At 42.9% G+C, this 22,708-nt stretch carries 20 protein-coding genes and 1 tRNA gene; 7 read left to right on the top strand and 14 right to left on the bottom strand.

Translation table 11 applies throughout. The features are described from left to right. Positions 1 to 26 precede the first annotated feature (26 nt). Both K7R11_RS03500 and K7R11_RS03495 read right to left on the bottom strand, forming a co-directional pair. A complete protein-coding gene (locus K7R11_RS03500) occupies positions 27 to 1,352 on the bottom strand; it encodes an HTTM domain-containing protein (RefSeq protein ID WP_224488685.1) in 1,326 nt (441 codons plus the stop codon). After that, positions 1,345 to 2,280, bottom strand: a complete 936-nt coding sequence (locus K7R11_RS03495; protein ID WP_224488684.1) for a bifunctional riboflavin kinase/FAD synthetase — start codon at positions 2,278 to 2,280, stop codon at positions 1,345 to 1,347. The genes K7R11_RS03500 and K7R11_RS03495 overlap by 8 nt, the downstream gene beginning before the upstream one ends. Positions 2,281 to 2,424: 144 nt before the next feature. Between K7R11_RS03495 and K7R11_RS03490 the strand changes: the two genes are divergently transcribed. Continuing rightward, positions 2,425 to 6,222: a reprolysin-like metallopeptidase gene (locus tag K7R11_RS03490; RefSeq protein WP_224488683.1), complete on the top strand. Its 3,798-nt coding sequence runs from the start codon at positions 2,425 to 2,427 to the stop codon at positions 6,220 to 6,222. Positions 6,223 to 6,224: 2 nt separating this feature from the next. Beyond that, positions 6,225 to 6,926: a fibronectin type III domain-containing protein gene (locus tag K7R11_RS03485; RefSeq protein WP_224488681.1), complete on the top strand. Its 702-nt coding sequence runs from the start codon at positions 6,225 to 6,227 to the stop codon at positions 6,924 to 6,926. A 1-nt stretch (position 6,927) separates the two neighbouring features. Here the strand turns inward: K7R11_RS03485 and pth are convergent, their stop codons facing one another. The 3 genes from pth to K7R11_RS03470 all read right to left on the bottom strand — a co-directional run bounded on the left by pth (position 6,928) and on the right by K7R11_RS03470 (position 9,191). After that, positions 6,928 to 7,551, bottom strand: coding sequence for an aminoacyl-tRNA hydrolase (pth, locus tag K7R11_RS03480; RefSeq protein ID WP_224488679.1), 624 nt, complete (start codon positions 7,549 to 7,551; stop codon positions 6,928 to 6,930). Between the two features lie 72 nt (positions 7,552 to 7,623). Further along, positions 7,624 to 8,226, bottom strand: a complete 603-nt coding sequence (locus tag K7R11_RS03475; RefSeq protein WP_224488677.1) for a 50S ribosomal protein L25/general stress protein Ctc — start codon at positions 8,224 to 8,226, stop codon at positions 7,624 to 7,626. A 23-nt stretch (positions 8,227 to 8,249) separates the two neighbouring features. Further along, complete coding sequence (locus K7R11_RS03470; protein ID WP_224488675.1) at positions 8,250 to 9,191, bottom strand: ribose-phosphate pyrophosphokinase; 942 nt, start codon at positions 9,189 to 9,191, stop codon at positions 8,250 to 8,252. Positions 9,192 to 9,389: 198 nt separating this feature from the next. On the opposite strand from K7R11_RS03470, the gene K7R11_RS03465 reads away from it, so the two are divergent. The 3 genes from K7R11_RS03465 (at position 9,390) to K7R11_RS03455 (ending at position 11,194) form a co-directional block, all read left to right on the top strand. Then, positions 9,390 to 9,635, top strand: coding sequence for a GIY-YIG nuclease family protein (locus K7R11_RS03465; protein WP_224488673.1), 246 nt, complete (start codon positions 9,390 to 9,392; stop codon positions 9,633 to 9,635). Position 9,636: 1 nt separating this feature from the next. Continuing rightward, positions 9,637 to 9,718 (top strand) — tRNA-Leu (locus K7R11_RS03460). A gap of 240 nt (positions 9,719 to 9,958) precedes the next feature. Next, entirely contained in the window at positions 9,959 to 11,194 is a 1,236-nt protein-coding gene (locus K7R11_RS03455) for a site-specific integrase (RefSeq protein ID WP_224488671.1), read from the top strand. A 161-nt stretch (positions 11,195 to 11,355) separates the two neighbouring features. On the opposite strand, the gene K7R11_RS03450 is transcribed toward K7R11_RS03455, so the two are convergent. The 9 genes from K7R11_RS03450 to K7R11_RS03410 form a co-directional block, all read right to left on the bottom strand. Then, positions 11,356 to 11,709: a hypothetical protein gene (locus K7R11_RS03450; RefSeq protein ID WP_224488669.1), complete on the bottom strand. Its 354-nt coding sequence runs from the start codon at positions 11,707 to 11,709 to the stop codon at positions 11,356 to 11,358. Between the two features lie 163 nt (positions 11,710 to 11,872). Beyond that, entirely contained in the window at positions 11,873 to 12,442 is a 570-nt protein-coding gene (locus K7R11_RS03445; RefSeq protein ID WP_224484682.1) for a hypothetical protein, read from the bottom strand. 146 nt (positions 12,443 to 12,588) lie between these two features. After that, on the bottom strand, positions 12,589 to 13,017 hold the full coding sequence (locus K7R11_RS03440; protein WP_203057920.1) for a hypothetical protein: 429 nt from the start codon (positions 13,015 to 13,017) through the stop codon (positions 12,589 to 12,591). A 675-nt stretch (positions 13,018 to 13,692) separates the two neighbouring features. Continuing rightward, on the bottom strand, positions 13,693 to 13,965 hold the full coding sequence (locus tag K7R11_RS03435) for a hypothetical protein (RefSeq protein ID WP_224488667.1): 273 nt from the start codon (positions 13,963 to 13,965) through the stop codon (positions 13,693 to 13,695). A 223-nt stretch (positions 13,966 to 14,188) separates the two neighbouring features. Continuing rightward, entirely contained in the window at positions 14,189 to 14,584 is a 396-nt protein-coding gene (locus K7R11_RS03430; RefSeq protein ID WP_224488665.1) for a hypothetical protein, read from the bottom strand. A gap of 135 nt (positions 14,585 to 14,719) precedes the next feature. Next, a complete protein-coding gene (locus tag K7R11_RS03425; protein WP_224488663.1) occupies positions 14,720 to 15,586 on the bottom strand; it encodes a DUF4238 domain-containing protein in 867 nt (288 codons plus the stop codon). A gap of 153 nt (positions 15,587 to 15,739) precedes the next feature. Then, positions 15,740 to 16,228, bottom strand: coding sequence for a hypothetical protein (locus K7R11_RS03420; RefSeq protein ID WP_224488662.1), 489 nt, complete (start codon positions 16,226 to 16,228; stop codon positions 15,740 to 15,742). A 197-nt stretch (positions 16,229 to 16,425) separates the two neighbouring features. Then, positions 16,426 to 17,013, bottom strand: a complete 588-nt coding sequence (locus K7R11_RS03415) for a hypothetical protein (RefSeq protein WP_224488661.1) — start codon at positions 17,011 to 17,013, stop codon at positions 16,426 to 16,428. A gap of 162 nt (positions 17,014 to 17,175) precedes the next feature. Next, positions 17,176 to 17,667 (bottom strand): hypothetical protein, encoded by a 492-nt coding sequence (locus tag K7R11_RS03410; RefSeq protein WP_224488660.1) that lies wholly within the window; start codon positions 17,665 to 17,667, stop codon positions 17,176 to 17,178. 1,416 nt (positions 17,668 to 19,083) lie between these two features. Between K7R11_RS03410 and K7R11_RS03405 the strand changes: the two genes are divergently transcribed. Together K7R11_RS03405 and K7R11_RS03400 are read left to right on the top strand one after the other, a co-directional pair. Further along, positions 19,084 to 20,859, top strand: coding sequence for an alpha-glucosidase (locus K7R11_RS03405; protein WP_224488659.1), 1,776 nt, complete (start codon positions 19,084 to 19,086; stop codon positions 20,857 to 20,859). A gap of 394 nt (positions 20,860 to 21,253) precedes the next feature. Further along, the gene (locus tag K7R11_RS03400) at positions 21,254 to 22,609 is read left to right on the top strand and encodes a DEAD/DEAH box helicase (RefSeq protein ID WP_224488658.1); all 1,356 of its coding nucleotides are present in this window, start codon (positions 21,254 to 21,256) and stop codon (positions 22,607 to 22,609) included. Positions 22,610 to 22,708: the final 99 nt, after the last annotated feature.

Below are 22,708 nucleotides of genomic sequence, written 5' to 3'. Positions count from 1 at the left end.
TAAGGCATTATGCGGTTTTAGGAAATCTAATCCTGCTCTTTTTTAAAGGGTAATATCCAGGGTTGATGCTTCCAGATATACCAGCGTTCATCAGCCAGGTCTGCTTCGGGATCGATCAGCCGCTGCGCCTTTCTTCCGTTCACACTTACCCCGCTTCGATCCACATATACGGCCACCTCCTTACCCCGGGCAGCGTATTCCTTCTTTAACCGCTGTGCAAACTGCCAGATCACATCCGGTTTCGTAGCAATTATACCCTGCTGTTTATCAGACAACCTGTTCCCCGGATGTACCATATACGTTTCCCCCGTAGCTTTATCCACCACCTTAAAGCGGATGTACCCGGATTTGGTTCGCAACATCATCCGCCAGCTTAACCGGTGTCCCTCTTCCGTCCATAAGACATCCCCGGGAATGAACCAGTGTCGCAGCGGCAAGGCAAGTTGTACAGCAAAATAGACGGCTCCGATACCCAGCAGCCATGGCCTGTATGAAGGAACAACAACCTCCCCTCCTGTATACGGTTCCTTTTTCGGAAGAAAAATCTTCCGGATGGTTTCCGGCTCAAAAAAGAAGAGGGTAAAACCTAAAGACAGGTAAGGGAAGATTCCGATGTGAAAGATCACAGAATTGAAAATATGGAAGAAAACGGAGGCAATAAAGGCAAATATCCGGGTGCGCTTCCACAACAGCAGGGGCACCACCAAAAGGTCAAAAAGGATACCGAAGACTGCTATAGAAACATGCATCCAGGGTTCCTGCAAAAGATCCCCTACCAGGTAATAATGCGAGCGCGCCTGCATCAGCCGGGACGGAACGGTCAGATCGATCCAGTCAGGATACCATTTGGCTACAGACGCATAGGTATATACGATCCATACCTGTAAAATGATCAGCCAGGAGTTCCATCGGTACATCCAGTTGCGTTTAAGAGAAGGTTCCCGTTTCACATCGAGAGAAGCATAACGGTGTGCCGGCAGCAACAGCATAAGCACACACAGCAACATCAACAGGTAGTAGTGATTGTTATAACTGGCCTTTTGCATGAGATACACCCCGCTCCAAAGAAGGGTGAAAACCGAAAGGCTCCATCGGTAGCGGTAGCCAAGCATTACCAAAATACCACAACATGCCATCACGCCAAAATATACATGCATCCAGTTGCCGGGTAGCGGCTGCAAAAACTCAAACCCGATAAAATTAAAGGTGAATTCCGGTTCAATAAGGGTCCGTTTAACCCAGCCCGTAAGGATGGCACCCCCGGATTCGAGAAAGATCAGTAGTCCGAAGATTACCCTGAAAACGATCAGGGCACTGTTATCGATACGTTTGAACAACCAACGGTCAAGCATGGGAACGCGAAATATAAGCCAAAGACCGTTCTTTATCCTTATACAATTGCTGTTTAAGCTCGTCTATGGAATCAAACCGGGTTTCCTCCCTCAGGCGATGCAACAGCAACACCCTGATGTTTTTCTCGTACAGGTCTTCCTGAAAGTCGAAAAAATGCACCTCAATGGTTTTTTCAGTTCCGTTCACGGTGGGATTATACCCGATATTCATCATCCCGAATACCTCCCGGTCATCGATCCGGCTTTTCACCACATAAACCCCGTTTTTCGGGATCAGCTTGTAGGATTCTTCAATATGGAGGTTCGCAGTGGGAAAGTCCAGTTGCCTGCCCAAGCCCTTACCCCGGGTAATATTGCCGGATAACATGTATTCATACCCCAGGTATTCATTAGCCGTTTCCACATCACCTTCGTCCAGCGCTTTTCTGATCTTGGTGGAACTTACCGAAACCTCATCGATCTCCTCGGCAGAGATCTGCTCCACCTCAAAGCCATAACGCTCTCCGAACACTCTGAGGTCTTCAATGGTGGCAGTGCGGTTCCTTCCAAAGCGATGGTCATACCCGATGATCACTTTTTTAGTTTGCAGGGCACCGACCAGCACATCGCGAACGAACTCCTCGGCGGTCATTCTGGAAAATTCTTTGGTAAACGGATGGATGATAAGTTGCTCAAGTCCGGTAGCCTCCAGGATCTCCATCTTTTCATCAAGGGTATTCAACAGCTTCAGATCGCTGGCTTGCTGCAATACCATTCGGGGATGGGGAAAAAAGGTAAGGATGGTTGACCTGAGACTATTCGCCCTGGCGTTAGCCACCAGTTTTTCGATGATCTTTTTATGGCCTACATGCACCCCGTCAAAGGTTCCTATGGTAACCACCGTATGGTGATTATCTTTTTTATCAAAAAGATTGCGCTTTACGATCACTTAAAGGCTGTTTAATTAAAACATGATGTACTGCACAAATTAACAAATTCTAATCCGAAAAAATAATTATTTCAACGAGTCTCTATCGATTTCGCGAAGAAAACACCATCTATTTTTACTAAATTTACTGTAGACCGACATAGAATGAAAAAAAGATTCCTCCTTACTTTACTTACCGGGGTATTTATGGGCCTTCTGGCCCTCCAGGCACAGCAAGCCCAACCCTGGACCAAATCTGCTATGCTGTCTGAACACAAAAATCTTAGAAAGGGGGTACAGGTAAGCACGTACAGGCTTGACAAAGCGCTCTTAAGGGAAGAATTATCAAAAACAGACAACCGCAATCTGAAAAACGGCTCCGCCAGACAGGGCTCAGCTATCTCTTTTCCTTCCCCGGAGGGAAACCCGGAAACATACCGGATTGTTCGCACCAGCGTACTTTCTGAAGGCCTGTCAAAAAAATTCCCGGAAATACAGTCTTACAAGGGGATTTCCACGGAACACCCCGGCAGGTCCATCTACTTCTCTGTGGATAAAACAGGGTTTCACGGGATGATCTACGAAAAAGGCCGCTCCTGGTATCTGAATCCTGAAACCACCGGAAGCTCACAGGTATACCTCGCTGCGAAAGCAGCGCTTAGTCCGTCTGACTACCAGTGCAAGGTTGAAGATCAGATCGTAAAACAGGCTGCCCGGGAGTCCCAGGTACTCCTGCGTTCTTTCGACGATTCGGTTTTACGAACCTTTCGCCTGGCCCTTGCGGCAACCGCCGAATATTCCATCTATCATATCAATCAGGCCAACCTTTCCAACGGTACCGAAACCCAGAAAAAGGAAGCTGTACTCGCCGCCATGAATACCACCATGACCCGGGTCAACGGAATTTTTGAGAACGACCTGGCCATTACTATGGAGCTCATCGAAAACAATGAGGAGATCATATTCCTGGACCCGGAAACAGACGGACTCACTAATGATGACGGAAGTGCGCTCTTAAATGAGATCCAGGACATTATAGACAATGCCATAGGATTTGACAATTACGACATTGGACATGTCTTCAGCACCGGCGGTGGAGGAATTGCGCTGGTCTCTTCGCCCTGTACCCCCAACAAGGCCAAAGGAGTTACAGGCCTGAACATTCCTGAGGGCGACCCTTTCGATATCGACTTCGTGGCCCATGAAATGGGACACCAGCTGGGCGCTACCCACACCTTTAACAACTCCTGCGGAGGCAACCGTACAGACATCTCCGCAGTGGAACCCGGAAGTGGCTCGACCATCATGGCCTATGCCGGTATTTGTCCGCCTGATGTTGTGGGGCAGAGTGACGATTATTTTCACGCGCTGAGCATTCAACAGATCTGGAGTAATATCACTATCGGGAACAGCAATTGCGCAGCCACCACAACCCTTGCCAACAATGCGCCCGTGCTCAGCACTTCTTTGGATTACACCATCCCGGCAGGAACCCCTTTCGTGCTCGAGGCAGTGGCCACAGATGCAGATGGCGACCTGCTCACTTACAGCTGGGAACAGCAGGACAATGAGATCACCCAGCAACCACCACAAAGCACAGCGACAGAAGGACCTCTATTCCGTTCATTTCCCCCAAGTGAATCCCCTAACCGTTATTTCCCGAATCCGGGACTCCTTTCCAACAACCTTTCTCCCCAATGGGGGCCCTTACCTACGGTTTCCCGCAGGCTGAACTTCTCCATTCTGGTGAGAGACAACAACTCGGCAGGAGGACAAACGACAAGGGGCGATTCCCAGATCCAGGTTATTGAAACCGCCACGCCCTTCAGCGTTACTTCTCAAAGCACAACACAGACCCTGGAAGCGGGGCAGGTAGAAACCATTTCCTGGGAAGTGGGAGAAACCAACCTGGAACCTATAAATACCGGCTTTGTCGATCTTTTGCTCATTGTTGACAACAACCTCGACAACCCGGTAATCATTGAAGAGAATACCCCCAATGACGGGAGCCAGGACGTGGTGATACCTTCGGGAATCACTACTTCGAATGCGAGGATCATGGTGAGAGCCGTTGATAATATTTTCTTTGCGCTGAATAAGGAGGCCCTCCGGGTGGAACAATCGGGATATGCCCTTGACCTGCCTTCACTGGAATATAACATCTGCCAACCGGACAACCTGGTATTGCCCTTCACCTACCTCACCTATGCGGGCTTTAATGAGACCACCACCTTTAGCGCCACCGATATCAGTCCGGGCTTGTCTGTTGCATTCAGTCAAACCACTGCCACTGCCAACGACACCGCTATTGAAGTCACTGTATCCGGAACTTCTTCTGCCACGGCAGGAGCCAACGGCTTTACACTTATAGCCACCTCCTCCGGAGACCTGGTCAAAACCTATCCGATTTCTATTAATATTTTTAACGATACTTTCGAAGCACTGCAGCTGCTAAACCCGGCGAACAACAGTTCAAACCTGCTACTGGATACTACCTTAAACTGGGAGGCCACTCCTAACACGGCTTCCTACCAGGTAGACCTGTCTACTGACGCCGGCTTTACCAACATCATAGAAACGGCTTCTGTTACCAACCCCATTTTCAACCCGGAAAACCTGGAAGGCGGAACCACCTATTACTGGAGGGTGAAGCCCATTAACGACTGTGGGGAAGGCAATTTCTCACAAACCTTCAACTTTACCACTATTGTTATAAATGCTGCCAATTATGAAAACTCAACGGTCATCCCCATTCCGGAAAAAGGCACCCCGGTGGTGAACTCTACCATATTCGTTGATAAGGAAGGAGACCTGAATAAGTTAAGCGTAGGAGTAGACATTTCGCATTCCTATGTCCAGGACCTTACTATTACCCTGACCTCCCCTAATGGAAGAAGGGTTACCCTGTTAAGCCTGCCCTGCGGGGAAGAAAATGATATCGATGTTATTTTTGATGACGAAGGCGACAATCTTACCTGCGGCACGAACCCGGCAATTTCCGGTGTTGTAATTCCGAAGGAAGCGCTCGCAGCCTTCAAGGGCGAACCTATCCTAGGGCCATGGACTCTTACCGTGAGTGACGGCTATGATCTTGACGGGGGCAGTCTCAATAAGTTTTCCCTTGAGATCCTTGTTAACGGAGCGTTCAAGGAAGACCAGGACAGGGACGGCGTTTTTGATGAAAATGACCTGTGTCCGAATACCCCGGCCGACACCAAGGTAGATGTAACCGGTTGTCCTATATTTTCACTTCCCGTTGCCAACTACCTTATCCAGACTGAAGGAGAAAGCTGCCGGAACAGGGAAGATGGCCAGGTAGCGATAACCACAGCAGAAAACCAGAATTACACCGCCCGTATTACCGGAAACGGGATCAGCGAAACCGCCAGCTTTAACACCACAGCCTCCTTCAATTCTTTAGCCTCAGGAAATTATCAGCTATGTTTTACGGTAGAGGGACAGCCAGACTATGAACAGTGTTTTGAAATCACCATTGAGGAACCCGAAGCACTTAGCGTGCTCTCCAAACCTGACGAACAAACCAGGCAGTTAAAACTCGATCTTTCGGGGGCCGAACTGTATTTCATTGATCTGAACGGAACACTCATCACCACAGAAGACGGGGTGATCGATCTGCCGCTTCGCGAGGGACTGAATCTCCTGGAAGTAAGTACTTCCAAAGCCTGCCAGGGCGTTTATAAGGAGGAGATCCTGATTGGGGAGGTATTCCTGGTATACCCGAATCCGGTGAATACAAACCTGTTCATACATACTATGGAACAAAACACCACCCTGGAATTAAACATTTACTCCGTAACGGGGCAACGCATCTGGAATCAGAGCGCCGTGACCAACGCAACGGGAAAAGCCGAGGTAAACGTTTCGGAACTGCCCAACGGGGTCTACCTTTTAGAGATCGATGGGACCAGCACCAATAAGACCATAAAACTCGTGAAACGATGAAAATGACCCGGCTTTTGATTTGTATTCCAATCCTTCTGCTCGTATGGGCTTGTGGTGGCGATAATGACCAACCCGCTCCGCCATCGGCACCTCAGCTGCAGTTCCCGGAAAATAACAGTGAATGTTTTGAAGGGGTTGTGAACAGTGTGAATCCGAATGTTTCTTCCATAGAATTCCGCTGGGAGCCCGCTTCGAATGCGAGCAGTTACCAGCTCAATATTAAAAATCTCATTTCGGGTCAGATGCGCAGTCAGACCACCAGCGGCGCCTCTTTGGCTGTAGAGCTGGACCGGGGAACCCCGTATTCGTGGTACGTTGAAGCCTCCTCCTCTGCCACCCCAAACGAAACCGCCCAAAGTGCCACCTGGAAATTTTACAATGCGGGAGAAGGCATCGCCTCTTATGTTCCCTTTCCTGCCGATCTCATTTACCCGCCATCCGGGGCTTCTCTTAGTCTCAACGGATCTTCAGCACTTGATCTGCGCTGGGAGGGAGCAGATCTCGACAATGACATTTCTGATTATGAAGTGTTTTTTGGTACGGATTCTCCTCCGGCAACCTCGATCGGTAGCTCCGGAACCGCTCAGCAGATAAGGGTGGAAAACCTTTCTCCGGGCACCACGTATTACTGGAAGGTGATCACCACAGACCAACAGGGCAACAAAGCCGATTCTGAGATCTCCGAATTCCGGATTGCAAACTGACCTAGGTATTGTTAAAGGTATTCATGGTATTGGCAAGTCCGGCCGTACCAAAAGAGCGCACCAGGGCAGCACCTCGTTTCAGGCGCTCCTTGAGCTTTTCTGTTTCTTCCGGAGACCATTCCCCGAGGACATAATCGACCTGCCTGCCTTTGGCGAAATCATCCCCCACTCCAAATCTGAACCTGTTGTATTTGGTAGTACCGAGCTTTTCCTGAATATCCTTTAACCCGTTATGCCCCCCATCACTTCCCTTAGCTTTCAGGCGAATGGTACCAAAGGGGAGATTAATATCATCGGTGATCACCAGGAGATTATCCGGTTCGATCTTCTCCATCTTCATCCAGTACTGAATAGCCTTTCCGGACAAGTTCATGTAGGTACCGGGCTTAAGCAGTACGAAGGTGCGCCCTTTATACCTGAAGCTCGCCATATCTCCCAGTTTCCGGGTCTCGAAAGACACCCCTTCTTCTTCCGCGAGGGCATCCAGCATTTTGAATCCGATATTGTGCCGGGTATTTTCATATTTGGCACCGATATTGCCCAGGCCGGCGATAAGGAACTTTTTCATGTCAGGTGTACGTTGTTTTTTAACAATGCCCAGCCATTGTAACAGGGAATCGAGCATGAGTGGTTTTTTCACAAAAATAAAAAAGCACCCCGAATAATCGGGGTGCTTTCATCAGAGTGTGATCTGAAATTATTTCTTGGCAGCTTCTTTTTCTGCTTTGGCAGCCTCCTGAGCCGCTTTCATTGCCGCACGAGAGATTCTTACCTGACATACCACCGTGTTGTCCGGGTGCATGATCTTGAAGTTCTCCTGCTCAATAGCAGTAACATAAAGCTTGTTACCGATGTTCAGGTTAGAAACGTCTGCATCGATAAAATCAGGAAGGTTAGCAGGAAGTGCTTTAACCTTAAGTTTACGCTGATTCATACGCAGTACCCCACCAGCGATAACCCCCGGAGAGTTTCCTTTCTTTCTTACAGGAATGTCGATGGTTACCTCTTTGTCATCAAACAACTGGTAGAAGTCGATGTGCAGGATAGCATCGCTTACAGGGTCAAACTGAATGTCCTGTAAGATTGCGTTATGCTCCTTACCATCCTCCAACTTGATCACCACAGTGTGTGCATTAGGAGTGTAAACCAGGTCTTTGAATGCAAGTACTTCTGCTGAAAAGTGCAATGGCTTATCCCCTCCGTATAACACGCAAGGAACCTTTCCAGCATTACGTAAGGCTTTAGTCGCCGACTTGCCCACGCTTTCTCTTTTAGATCCTTCGATAGTGATTGACTTCATTATATAAAAATTAAATTAATATTCTACATTAAAAACTTCGATGCGATCGAAGTATTGTGATGTACCCTGTGCATCACATCTGCAAACAGATCTGCACAGCTCAACACCTTTATTTTTTCACTCTCCTGCTTTAACGGGATCGAATCGGTTACGATCAGCTCCGTTAGTTTTGAGTTTTCAATTCGCTCATAGGCGTTTCCTGAAAGAATAGCGTGTGTGGTAATTGCTCGCACACTAAGTGCTCCTCTTTCGATCATCAGATCTGCAGCCTTGGTCAGTGTTCCGGCAGTATCTACCATATCATCCACCAATACCACGTGTCTGCCACTCACATCCCCGATAAGCTCCATATGATCGATCACGTTGGCAATTTTGCGCTGTTTGTAACAGATCACCACCTCACTGCCCAGGAACTTACTGTAGGCATAGGCCCTCTTGGAACCTCCCATATCGGGGGAAGCCACCGTCAGGTTTTCCAGCTTCAGGCTTTCCAGGTAAGGCAAAAAGATGGTAGAGGCAAACAAATGATCCACCGGTCTTTCAAAGAATCCCTGGATCTGGTCTGCGTGAAGATCCATGGTAATGATTCGGGTTGCCCCGGCCTCTTCCAGTAATTTGGCAATAAGCTTGGCCCCTATCGGAACTCTTGGCTTGTCTTTTCTATCCTGGCGCGCCCATCCAAAATAAGGCAACACCGCGGTAATATGTCGGGCTGAAGCCCTTTTGGCCGCATCCAGCATCAGGAGCATTTCCATCAGGTGATCTGAGTTGGGGTGGGTAGACCCGATGATAAATACACGGGACCCTCTTACCGACTCTTCGAAGGAAGGTTGAAACTCTCCGTCGCTATACCTGGAAAATTTAACATTCCCCAATTCCTGCCCGAAGGCTTTGGCAATTTTCTCTCCTAATTCTCTACTTTGAGTACAGGCAAAAATCTTCGGATCCGGCACTGAATATGGCATCTTAATGTTCTGTTTAGTAGTTTGTTAATGTTGTGTTGTTTTAAACAGGGTGCAAATTTAGAAATTTATTCCTAGTGGTAAAGGATAAATCTTGGTATTTTTGGGTTTACAAATAAAAATATTTTATAGTTTTGCAGACCGAAATGCTCGAGTGGCGGAATTGGTAGACCTGTCTGCCGACAGGCAGGCGCGCTGGACATGATTATAGTATATGCCATAGCGAGTGAGGAGTTCAACTACATTTACGTAGGGCAAACTCAGGATCTGGAGAACAGATTGAAAAGACATAATAAAGGATGGGAGGCCACAACCAAGTCATACCGTCCATTTCGATTGATCTTCACTGAAGAGTGCAGTAATCGGAAAGAAGCCAGAATCCGGGAAAAGTACTGGAAGTCTGGCACAGGAAAAGAAAAATTACGATCTCTCCGAGATCAACCATAATGCTCGAGTGGCGGAATTGGTAGACGCGCTGGATTCAAAATCCAGTTCTTTCGGGAGTGTGGGTTCGATTCCCACCTCGAGTACTTTTAAAATTCCAATTCACATCAAAACCCCGTAAAACACCAGTGTTTACGGGGTTTTTCTTTTTTACTGATTTCATTTGATATCAAAAAACACCACTTAAAAGGTGTCTAATTCGGTGACTATCATCAGCGCAGATCTTGCGCCACCGAATTAAACGCAAACCCCTGAAAACAAAGGCACTCCCGTTTTATTTTAAAATTCTTTTCGTCTATCTTTAAGTAGAAATCAGGCACTTTTTTATGCAAGATCTGCTCTCCATATTGTTCTATATCAGAAAAAACAGGCTTAAAGACCCGGAAAAAGGCATGATCTATTTGCGTATCACCTACAATGGCATGCGCGCAGAAGCCAGCACCTTCCTCTCTGCAAATCTCAAAAGATGGAATGCAAAGGCCAATAAGGTGATGGGACATTCGGCAGAGTCAAAATATGTAAACCACCATCTGGATATTATCAGAAAGCATGTATTTATCACCTATCAGGAATTATTAGACCGGGAAGAGGAGATCACAGCTAAAAGGATCAAGAACAGATATCTCGGTATTGAAGAGACTCACAGGTACATCCTTGACGTCTTAGAAGTCCACAATCAGAAGATGGAGAAACTGGTAGGCAAAGAATTCTCCTTCCGCACCCTCCAGCGTTATAAAACCACCAAGAGCCATCTTAGTGACTTCATTCAGGCCAATTACGACGCTGAAGACATCAATGTCAAACGCATTCAAACCACCTTTATCAATGCGTTTATATACTACTTAAAAACAGAGAAACACCTGGCTCATAACTCGGCAATGAAATACCTGGCATACTTTAAAAAGATCGTCCGGATATGCTATGGTAACGGATGGATCGACCAGGATCCCTTTTACAACTTCAAATTAAAATTACAGCAAAAGGACAGGGAGTTCTTAACCCGGGAGGAGCTTATTAAGATCATCAAGAAAGAATTCAAATTCACCCGCCTGGAACAGGTAAGGGATCTGTTTATTTTCTCCTGCTACACCGGACTTTCCTATAGCGATGTCTGCAAACTCACCCCGGACGATATTGTTCTGGGTATCGATGGTGATCAATGGCTAAGGGTGAAGCGAACCAAAACAGGAACGATTAGTAACATCCCCTTACTGGAAATGGCTCAGGAAATCATTGAAAAATACAGGGGCCAGGAACTTCCCAACAACGGCCTACTACCCCACTCCAGCAATCAAAAGACCAACAGTTTTCTAAAGGAGATCGCTGTGCTCTGTGGCATCACCAAAGACCTTACCTTCCATATGGCCCGTCATACGTTTGCCACCACGGTAACCCTGGCCAATGGTGTGCCTATCGAATCGGTAAGTAAGATGCTAGGCCATCGATCGATCAAGACTACCCAGCATTACGCGAAGATCATTGATCAAAAGCTGGGAGAAGATGTAGGCTTGCTCAAAGAGAAATTAAAGCATCTGGACCAAAATAACTCCGCTATCAAATAACCCTTCTTTCCCTATTAATTTTTTATCCTTTTTATGTTTGGCTTGTTTGGATGGTTCCCTGAAAAGGGAAGCATAAAAATAGCTCGTTTACCCGGCCTGGTTCGAGGGCCTGTAAACGAGCTTGAGAACTTATTACTTATAGTTTATATACGGTGTTGTGTTTAGTTTTGATATTCTGTTCGTTCTGGCGGCCAATCAATTTTTACTCGTTCAATTATTTGATTTCTATTTTGAGCCCATTCTGGATATCTTTTCCATTCTTTTTCGGAATTGAAATAGAGTACTTTACTTTTTCTGCCTACAAGCATTTCTCCTTCAATTTCAATGCCTTTCCATTCATTTCCAATTTTCTCCTGATAAATAATATTGTCTCTTCCGGAAGACTTTGTTCGCCAACCTCTTTTGTTTTCTTTTGGGCGTTGAAACAGGAACCATTTAATGTTGTAGAACAATATTATTCCAATGATTATTAGAATAATTAAAGCCAAAACATATATTATCAGTTTATAGATCATTGGTCTTGAAGTTGTTTCCCAAAATTAAACACAACGGTAAGGCTATGGCTCGTGGCGGGCGGTTGCAATGCTGTGTCCGACGGAGATGGAAGGCCTGGTTGAGTTCATGAATTTATTATTTTTTGGAGTAAGAAACTAGCCATGAGATATAGCCAGTGTTGTGCTACGTTATTTTTTTTATAAGCTTATCATATTCATATTCAATTTCCTCTCTATTAATAGCCTTCCCTTTGATTAGCCCGTAAACTGTGTTGGATTCCGGTTTGTATTCTATCGAAGTTTCTGAGCATCCCCACATAAAGAAATCATCTTCTTTTTCATTTGAAAATCTGTCAAAAGAGTACTTAGATAATGTTGGTGCAATCAAATAACTGTTACCCTTTTCAAAGTGTTCAATTCCTGATCTGCAAACAGCACCTCCGAATGAACCAAATAGTCGTATTTTTTTCTTTTTCAGGACACCTTTAATAACAGATAAAATTTCTAAATCTACAGATTTCCAAATTTCTGCAGATCCCTTATAATCTAATTTCAATGTTTCATTAATTGATTCTTTAAGCGAAGGAAACGTTTTACCATTGTCAAGATGGAAATTTTCTTCAATAACTTTTACTAGAATTACTAATTCCGCATTTTTACCAGTTCGAATAAAATTCCCTCCCCATTCACAAGTACAAGCAAGTCCGTTTAGGGAATTAAGCATTACAAAAAGTATGAGAATCTGTTTTTTCATAATGGAGCACAACGGTCAGGCTATTGCTCGTGGCGGGCGGGTTGATTAATGCGTCCAATGGAAACGAATAGCCTGGTTGGGTTCATGAATATTTTTTTCTTTTTTAGAAGTACTACACTAGCCATGAGATATAGCCGATGTTGTAGCTAGTCTTTTTTTACTTCCTTTTCTGTTTTAAGTGCTTCCCTTTTTAATCTTTTCTTTTTTTGTTTTTCAGTCTCAATTACAAAGACAATAGGCATGGAGAAGGTTACTGGACCTATAAACTCACCACTTTTACTTTTCGGTGGGTCTAATGTAGGAACCATATTTAATAGTTTTATTGCTTCTTCTTCAAAGGCTTTATGTGGTGCCCTAACCTTAAGTACTTTCAATTTACCAGTACTATCTATTTGGAAATTAGTGTAGACTCTAATTTTATCACCTCCTTTAAGATTTAGAACTTTAGCGATACTGTCAATTTTATCGTAATCTGTATTTTCTTCTATTAACTGAGATGTTTTTTGAGGGTCTATCTGTGCTGAAATATTTTGGCAAAGAATCAAGACAATGAAAGTAAGTAGGATGTTTTTCATGTGTTTTTTTAAGATTAGCTACAACGGTCGGGCTATGCACCGGTGCGGTATGGGGCAGCTGGGCGACCTTTTGGCCTTTGGCGTTGGCGGAGACCAGCAACCTTGACGAGGTGCATTTTTTCTTTTTGTTCAGGAGATTAAGATAAAGAAAATAGTCTAATTCTTGTAGGATCTAGCACTGGGGTATAGCCTCATGTTGTGTGTAGTGTTTTGATTAATTTTTGTTTTTCCTCATTATTAGGAAACCATAGCCAAAGCCCAATTATACCAAGAAATATGATCTTCCAAGTATTATCCCATTTTTCCTTCTTTTCAATAGGGTATCTACTCCAAATGTACCAAAGAATGAATCCGATGTAGATTAAGTGAATCATTCTTACTATAGAAATTGTAAAAAGTAGAATAAAAGGGCTATAAAAAATTATCAAAACTAAATAACCGAGAGAAAGAACTGTATAAATTTGGAGGCTTACTTTTATTGCTTTTAATTCTTTTAGAAGTTTCTTAGGATCTATCATTGTTATTGACATTACACACAACGGTCAGGCTATGGCTCGTGGCGGGCGGTTTTAAAGCTGTTTCCGACAGCGATGGAAAGCCTGGTTGGGTTCATGAATTTATTATTTTTTGGAGTAGGAGCCTAGCCATGAGCTATAGCCAATGTTGTAAGTAGTTTTAAATAATATAGAGTAAAATGCCGATTGCTATTATGACGATTAATCCTAGTAAAATCAGATTATTTCTCCTTTCTACCTTGAATTTTTCTCTTATTTCACTTTTGACTTTTTCTAATTCAGATTCAGAAAGTTTTGGGAAATCAAACTCTTCTTTTTCGCCTGAATTTTTAAAGCCCATCTTTTTACGATCGAACTTACCTTGGGCTTTTTCCTTTCTAGCCATTTTCCTGGCTAAGGTGGCTTTAAATTGAGCTAAACTTCCATCAGCCATTTTTCATTGTTTTTTGATTTCTTAAAATTACTTACAACGGTCGGGCTATGCACCGGCGCGGTCTGGGTTGCTGGGCGACCTTTTGGCCTTTGGCGTTGGCGGAGACCAGCAGCCTGGACGAGGTGTATTCTTTCTTTTTTGGTTCTGGAGATTAAGATACAGAAAATAGTCTAATTCTTGTAGGGTCTAGCGCTGGGGTATAGCCGATGTTGTGCGTAGTATGTTATTTTTCGCTTTTAATAGGAACATTAAATTCCGTTCCAGTTTTTTCTCCATTTATTTCAAAACGCAGTTTTATATTTAGAGTATCAGAGTCCAAATAGTTACTTGGAACAGTTATTTCTGTTTTTGTGATTCCATTATCAGTTCCGAGCATTTTTATTCCAGTTCCTAAAATTGAACCCGTTTTTGGATCGATCTTTTTCCATTTAAAATCGGCAAGGATCGGAACGTCATAGATCAAGAAATCATTTCCATTCAAGATTACTAATTCTACACTACTCTCACCATTTTCATATAGAAAACTCGATTTGTTTTTACTAGACTTTGAACAGGAGATTAATGTTGTAATTAGCACCCCTAATAGGATGATTTTATTTAAGGTCATGAGTTTTTTCATATTACGCACAACGGTCAGGCTATGGCTCGTGGCGGGTGGTTTTAATGCTGTGTCCGACGGAGATGGAAAGCCTGGTTGAGTTCATGAATTTATTATTTTTTGGAGTAAGAACCTAGCCATGAGATATAGCCAGTGTTATGCAATGGTTTTTATTCCCTTAATGAAATTTACAAGGTAATTTTGGTTTTTGGAAGCAATTTTACTCTCGCAAATATTATAGCTAATGATGTTAAGTCTCCTAACTTCATTTGAATTTGCAAAAGTAATTGCGGGCACATGTATTTTCTCTTTAAAAATCTTTTCGGAAAAAACATGAATATAAATTTTGCTAGTTAGTGGTATACCGATATAGGCAATTTCCCTAATATCGGGATTAAAATAGGTGTTAATTTTAGCTCTTTCTGTTACTGAAGAACAGTCTGGCAAAACAAAATAATCGTTTTGATTTTTAGGAATTACGACATTAAAAATTAATTTACCCATTAACTGTAATATTTTATCTGACAATTCGGAGTAATCAATTAAATTACTGAATTGACCACCCTTCTTATAGGCAAGCATGTCCCCGATTTTTTCTTTAAACTCTGATGTGTTATTACCAAAAATTTGAAGCATGGCTTCCTTAAATTCATTAGCCATTAGCTGTTTATGCCGAGGTGTTCTGAAGTCACCTATTACGCCATATTTTGAAAAATAATTGAGAGCATTATTTACCTCTGACGTAAGTTTTAAATCTGTAATAAAACGTTTTAATACAATTAGATTATCTTGAAAGTCCTTCTCAAAATATTTATTTAGATCACTTTCTAAAGAGTTGAAATCTTTTTCATTGTCAATATTTCTGGTATTTAAGTCCTTTTCGCTAAAAAGTGATTTCGTTGTTGTCTTTTTATAATGATTGTCTAAATTTTTGTCGTAAACGAAAATACATCCTTCATTTTCATTGAAAAATTGCTTCAAATGGATTTGCGAGACAAAATGATGATTTCTAGGTGTACTCATTTAAACTATTGCATAACGGTAAGGCTATGGCTCGTGGCGGACTGGTTGTATGCTGCGTCCGATGGAAACGAATAGCCTGGTTGGGTTCATGAATATTTTTTCTTTTTTAGAAGTACTACACTAGCCATGAGATATAGCCAGTGTTACCTACAGTTATTTTATTTTTTCATGAATAGAGTATGTTTTTTCATTCCCTAATTCAAGTTTTTCTTTAGTTAAAAGTTTGATTTTGATTTCAATAGGCTGTTGATATATTAATCCATCAGAGCCTTTAGTTATTGCTCCTTTTTGAACAAATTTCTCACTTCTTTCTTTATTGGAGAGAACTGTTTTAGGAGATATTCTGTGTGTTAAAATTAAAATGCTATCCTGGATTTCCCATTTACCCTGTTCGGTAAGATCATTTGTGTAGTAATTAGTAAATTCTCCGTTTTCAATGAAGGTCCTAATTGGATATCCAGTTCGATCATCAGTTTCAATAGGGTCCCAAGGAATATCTTCATATTTACTTTTTTCATTCGTTGATCTTAAATCTATTGTTTTTATATATTTCCAATTCCCCAATATTAATTCTGAAGATTTTTCCTGAGCACTAGAAACTTCAAAAAGGAGTAATACTATTATTAAAAGACGAAATCTCATAATTGTAGGTAACGGTCGGGCTATGCACCGGTGCGGTATAGGGCAGCTGGGCGACCTTTTGGCCTTTGGCGTTGGAGGAGACCAGCAACCTTGACGAGGTGCATTTTTTCTTTTTTGTTCAGGAGATTAATATAAAGAAAATAGTCTAATTCTTGTAGGATCTAGCACTGGGGTATAGCCTCAAGTTATGTCTTGTTTTATTTTTTCACCATTCTGTTTTCTATAAATTGATCACTGAAGAATATTATTATCAATGAGAGCAAGATCGTTTTGAAATCTTCTTTTAGCAGGGTAATTAATTCTTCCGCAAAGCTGAAATAATAATTGTTTGAAAAGTATATGACGTATTGAGCCAATAAAGCGCTTAAAGCTAATCCTGATAAGACTTTTAAGTAAATGACTGTGCTTTTGTGTTTTGAAATAACGACTATTAAACTGACTGAAAAAATCACAGCCCAAATGTATGTGTAAACGGAAGGGGAGATGAATGAAGCTAAAATTAGTATTGAGGCATAAACAAATAACAAAATACAGGAGCAATAATATAACCACTTGCTCTTGAAAAATGCCTTTTCTATTAGTTTAGGCTCAATGATTTTAGGTTCAATTTTTTTCTCTTCAGATTCAATTTTTGCACCTTCCTCAGTTTTTATTTCTAAGAGCCATTTGGCTGCTTCAATAGCTTCTGGTTGATATCTATTTGGGTTTTCTACGTAATCCAATAATTCATCAATTTCTTTCCTTTCAAATTTTTGGATGAATTTATTGTTTTTAGGTTGTTCCATAAAATAAGACATAACGGTAAGGCTATGGCTCGTGGCAGGCGGTTTTAATGCTGGATCCGACAACGACGGAAGGCCTGGTTGCGTTCATGAATTTATTATTTTTTGGAGTACGAAACTAGCCATGAGATATAGCCAGTGTTGTGGGTAGTTTTAGCTTTGTTCTCATAATTCGATCCTAATAAGTTTCTCCTTATTGAAAAAACAAAGGAGATTCTTTTCCGAGTCTTTTATTGGGATACTACATACATTGTAATTTTTTGAATCATTATAAACTTTCATTGGTTTTAATTCAGAGCAACTTATAGGGTAATTGTCTTTTAAGCTTTCGTATGAAGTACTTTTATCAAGTTTAATCCTCCCAATAATGAGTGAGTTTATTTTTTCATCAAAATCAATGGATGCTGAAATGCATTTGTTGTCTTTTGTTGTATACTCAAAATAACTATTTCCAATATAAATTAAAGAGTCGGCGGTAGACATGTCCATCAATTCTGGAACAGATATTATGCTGTCAATTTCAATTTTGGATTTTAGTTCTTTTAAGGTTGTTATAGCCTTAATTTCCCCATTAACTTTTATTGTATTCAAGTCTATAGCTTGGGAGTTTCCAAAAAAGGAAATTGAAGTTATTAGAAGAAGAATTACGTTTTTCATTTTTTCTAAAATTACCCACAACTCTCTTATATAGATTGATTTATGGCTTATACACCCCATTATTAGATGGTAAACTCATAATTTTTCAATATTGTCGAATATAGCCTATAAATCTTAATGTTCAAAGAAAACCATATTGTATCGTGATCTAATTCCTACGTTTTGAAGTGGACAACATTTTGAGTTTTGATTGGCTTTTATAAAGTCGATGAATATAAAAACCCAAAAACATTGAATATCCAACTTATTCATAATTGGAAAGGGGAATAGCAAGAGGGCAACGCGCTGAAGCTCGTTGCTTTTATCCATAATTCCCCTTAGCCCCTATCATTACTGAAGAAATCGCATGTTGCATCTTAAACATGCGAAATAGCGTTTTTACCACAATTTTATCCCAAACATTACATAGGTTAGTTATGGAAGATATAGGGGCTGGAAGTTGTGTGAAAATTGGAATTTAATCACCTAAAAGGATAGACTTAATTTGCCGACGCGCCAGCTGGCCCCTTCGCTAAAAACAGCCACTGGCTGTTTTATTAACGCTCGGTCCCCCATGCCCAGGGCGGGGAGCCCGTATATAGTTGTATTCTGTAGAAATCCCCACAAATGACATCAAGATTCAAGCGTCAGGAAGTTAAACTTTGTTAAAAGTTTCGCATTCGGTGGCACTCCTAAACACACCTTTCGGAGGGCCTTTAAATACTGGGGAGATCTACTATTAAAACACTCCCACCTCGAGTACAGATGCATAAAAAGCCAGGACAATTGTCCTGGCTTTTTTGTTTTCAGACGGCCGTCAAAAACTCGTTTTTGTAAGGGCGGATGGAAACAAAAAAGCAAGACCCGAAGGGGCTCGGCTTTTTATGCTCAACATGACGTTATGGGAATCCAGCGACCGGAGGGAGCTAACTCCCACCATGCAGTTACGAGGTTATGAGGTTATAAAGTGATCCCCATAGGCTTGCTTTCTTTTAGTCAGCCAGCTAACTTCGAATACCCCTTCCGTCAGTGCTTTCAGCACTGACACCTTCCCCTTGAGAGGGGAAGGAGAACGTTCATCAACTAACATTTCAGGAAAAAAGCAAGACCCGAAAGGGCTTGGCTTTTTATGCTCAACATGACGTTCCCGGAGGGCCGAGCGAAAAAAAAAGATCCCGTGGACCTTTTTAGCGATGGAGCCAGAAGGCGCGCTGGCATTTCCTAAAATAATAAGGCCCCTGTTCCATTTTTCAACGCATTAGGCATATTTACTAACAAAGCGAGCTAACTCCCACCTTCGACACTTTTAAAACCAGCGTTCAGCTGGTTTTTTATTGGGTAAAACAGGAATGGCTTCACCGGTACCCGGAGTACCCGGAGAACCGAATCAAGTTTTAAAATTAAAAGCTGTATTTTATACGCTATAAAGTAAGAAAAATGATCAAGAAACTTCTTCTTAGCCTGGTGGTTATCATTTTAGTTTTTATAAGCTGGTTCACATGGTACAATCTCAAAAGTGACGACCCAATGACTGTCATCACAGAACTACCTTCTGACGTTCAACCCAAATACGATAGTTCAGACGATTGGTGGAAATCCACAACAGTATACCAGATCTACCCCCGCTCCTATTATGATTCTGATGGCGATGGTATCGGTGACCTGGCTGGTATCATTCAAAAACTCGACTACATAGATTCCATCGGGTTTGAAACCATCTGGATCTCACCCTTTTTTCAGAGTCCGCAGGAGGATCACGGTTATGATATCGCGAACTTTCGTGAAATAGACCCGGAATACGGCGATCTCGAACTGGCAGACAGTCTTATTGCAGAGGTTCACCGTCGTGACATGAGGATTGTTTTTGACATGGTTCTTAACCATACCTCTGATCAGCATGAGTGGTTTCTGGAATCAAAAAGCTCACGTGACAATCCGAAAAGTGATTGGTATGTATGGCGGGATGGAAAAAAGGACGCTCCCCCTAACAACTGGAAAAATATAGTCGGACAGGAAAGCGCCTGGAAATATAATGAAGCCCGCGATCAATGGTACTATGCAGCTTTTTTACCCTTTCAGCCCGATCTTAACATGCGCAATCCGGAGGTAAAAGCGGCTGTTTTTGATATGGCGCGCTTTTGGCTGGATCGTGGGGTAGATGGATTCCGGCTGGATATTTTTAACTTCATTTTTGAAGACGAGCAATTACGGGATAATCCGTTTACTTTTCGCTACCTACCCGATTTTGACAATCGCAAATGGCTCTTCAGAAATCATCTCTACAATTTTCACCAACCCGAAGTGATCGCCTATGCCAAAGAGCTTCGTAAAGTACTGGAAGATTACCAGGAAGAGAAGTTTATGGTGGGCGAAGTTTTTGGATCACATCACCACATGCGGGAATTGCTGGGCATGGAGTCACATGATGGGTTAAACCTGGTTTTTCTGTTTGATATCGTGGAAGAATTCGAGTTTTCAGCCGATTTCTTTCGAAGTAAATTGAGTGAGTTCGAAGCAGCCTATCCGAAACCCCTGGCACCAACCTATGTTTTCGGTAACCACGACCAACCCCGGATACTTTCAAGAGTGAATAATGACCCCGAAAAACATGAAGTGTTGGCTACCTTTCAATACACTGCACGTGGCGTACCCTTTACCTATATGGGAGAAGAGATCGGCATGCATTCCGGTGATATACCATTCGAAGAGGCACAGGACCCTCTGGCAAGCTACTGGGTGGATCTACCTGAGTTGATTCGTGAAAACTCCCCCATATTCAACCGCGATAATTGCCGCACACCCATGCAGTGGAACAGTGAGGCAAATGCCGGCTTTACCACAGGGCCAGATACCTGGTTACCGGTAGAAAAACACTACAAAGAGATCAATGTAGCGAAATCGGAGGCCGACAGGAGCTCGCTGTTACATCTTTACCGTGACATCATTCACCTGCGTAACTCCCATCCGGCCCTGCAGACCGGAGACCTGGAATTGATCACGGAAGACGCATTGCCTGATAATATTCTTGCCTACCATCGTCAATCTCCGGAAGAAAAGTTGCTCATTTTATTAAATTTTTCAGAAAAGGAAGCATTGATCGATGCGCAGCGCCTGAATTTACCTTCCGAAACGCTGTATGCCCGAAGAGCACAATCAGACGGTAAGAATTTGACCTTGGGTGGATTTGGAATTGCCATTTATCGTTTACCATAAAACGGATACACTGTGTTCTTCATCCTTTTAGAAAAAGGATGAAATACGGCATTGGCTGATAACACATAAAGATCATAAGTAATGGTAAACCCCGGCAGAAGACCTCTGTAGCACCGGATTCAAAATCCAGTACTTTCGGGAGTGTGGGTTTCCCCGACGCTTCCGGGTCACCTCGAGCCGAGATGAACACAAAGCCAGGACGAATGTCCTGGCTTTCTTCTTTTCAGATGACGTAGAGCGCTTGGTTTTTATTCAATATAAATCGCAGATCTCTTGAATATAGAGCATTCTGTATCAAAAAAGACCTCCTACTGCCTGTCGCTTTAAATGTCTCACTATCTTTGCCCTGCATTTCGGAGGACTGCGTTTATTCTTCCCATTAAAAAGCAAATACATGTCATCTTTTCAAGAATTCAACATTTCCAAACGATTACAGCAAAGCCTGAGCGAACTTGGGATTACCCAACCTACACCTATTCAGGAAAAATCATTTTCGGTTATTAAGTCCGGGTCTGACATGCTCGGAATAGCACAAACAGGTACCGGAAAGACCCTTGCCTACCTGTTACCGGTATTAGATCAACTGAAATATTCCAAAGATCCGCATCCCAGGGTGCTGATCGTAGTCCCCACAAGAGAGTTGGTCGTTCAGGTTGCCGATACTGCTGAGACCCTTTGCAGGGATCTAAACCTCCGGGTTCTTGGGGTATATGGAGGAACGAATATCAACCGCCAAAAAGATATGCTAAGCTTCGGCTGTGATATCCTGGTAGCTACCCCCGGAAGGCTATACGACCTGGTCCTTTCCAGGGCTGTGCAACTACGTGCTGTGGATAAATTTATACTCGATGAAGTAGATATCATGCTGGACCTGGGTTTCCGATTTCAGCTGACTAATATTTTTGACCTGCTTCCCGAACGCAGACAAAACATTATGTTTTCTGCTACCATGACCGAAGATATTGAAGCCTTTATATTGAATTTCTTTACCAATGTGACTAAGGTTTCCGTAGCGCTTAGCGGTACCCCCCTGGAGAACATTACCCAAACAGCCTATGCAGTCCCTAACTTTTACACCAAAGTAAATCTGCTGCGTGATCTCCTTGCAGATGAGGAAGAGTATCGCAAGGTCCTGGTGTTTGTTTCCAATAAAAAAAGTGCCGACCTGCTGGCTGGAACCCTGGAAGATCCCTTTGGAGAATCGCTTGGCGTTATTCACTCGAATAAAACCCAGAATTACCGCTTGCGGTCCCTGGATCAATTTGAAAATGGCCAGCAGCGCATATTGGTTACCACTGATGTGAGTTCCCGCGGACTCGATCTAGATAAGATCTCACATGTGATCAATTTTGACACACCGCATTACCCGGAAAACTACATTCATCGTATAGGCCGCACCGGTAGGGCCAAAGAAATGGGTTCTTCTATATTATTGTTCACTGAAAAAGAACAACCCCTGAAAGACGCAATAGAAACCCTTATGGATTTCAAAATCCCGGAAATTTCGATGCCCGAAAACATCACGATCGCAACGGAGCTCAGCCCCGATGAACGGCCACATAAAAAGGAAGCCCACAATCCATTGACCTATTCCGATAGCGATGCCCCCGGACCGGCATTCCATGAAAAAAAGGAAAAGAATCAGAAGACCAACCAAGGTGGTTCCTATCGCAGGACCATCAAACAGAAATATAAAAAGCCTAAAACGAGAGGTGATAAAAGATTTAACAATCGTAAAAAAAAGAAATAGTCCACATAGGCTTCCGACACTTCATCCTGCAGAAGCACTCCACGTCTGAGGAGCACTCCTACTTAGAAAGGTGGGGATTGTTGGATTTCCAAAAAAGTT

Origin of the sequence: Robertkochia flava (assembly GCF_020166515.1) — a bacterium.
Classification (GTDB): domain Bacteria; phylum Bacteroidota; class Bacteroidia; order Flavobacteriales; family Flavobacteriaceae; genus Robertkochia; species Robertkochia flava.
Note: the sequence above shows the minus strand (reverse complement) of the source record. Positions and strands in the feature narration are given on the sequence as shown.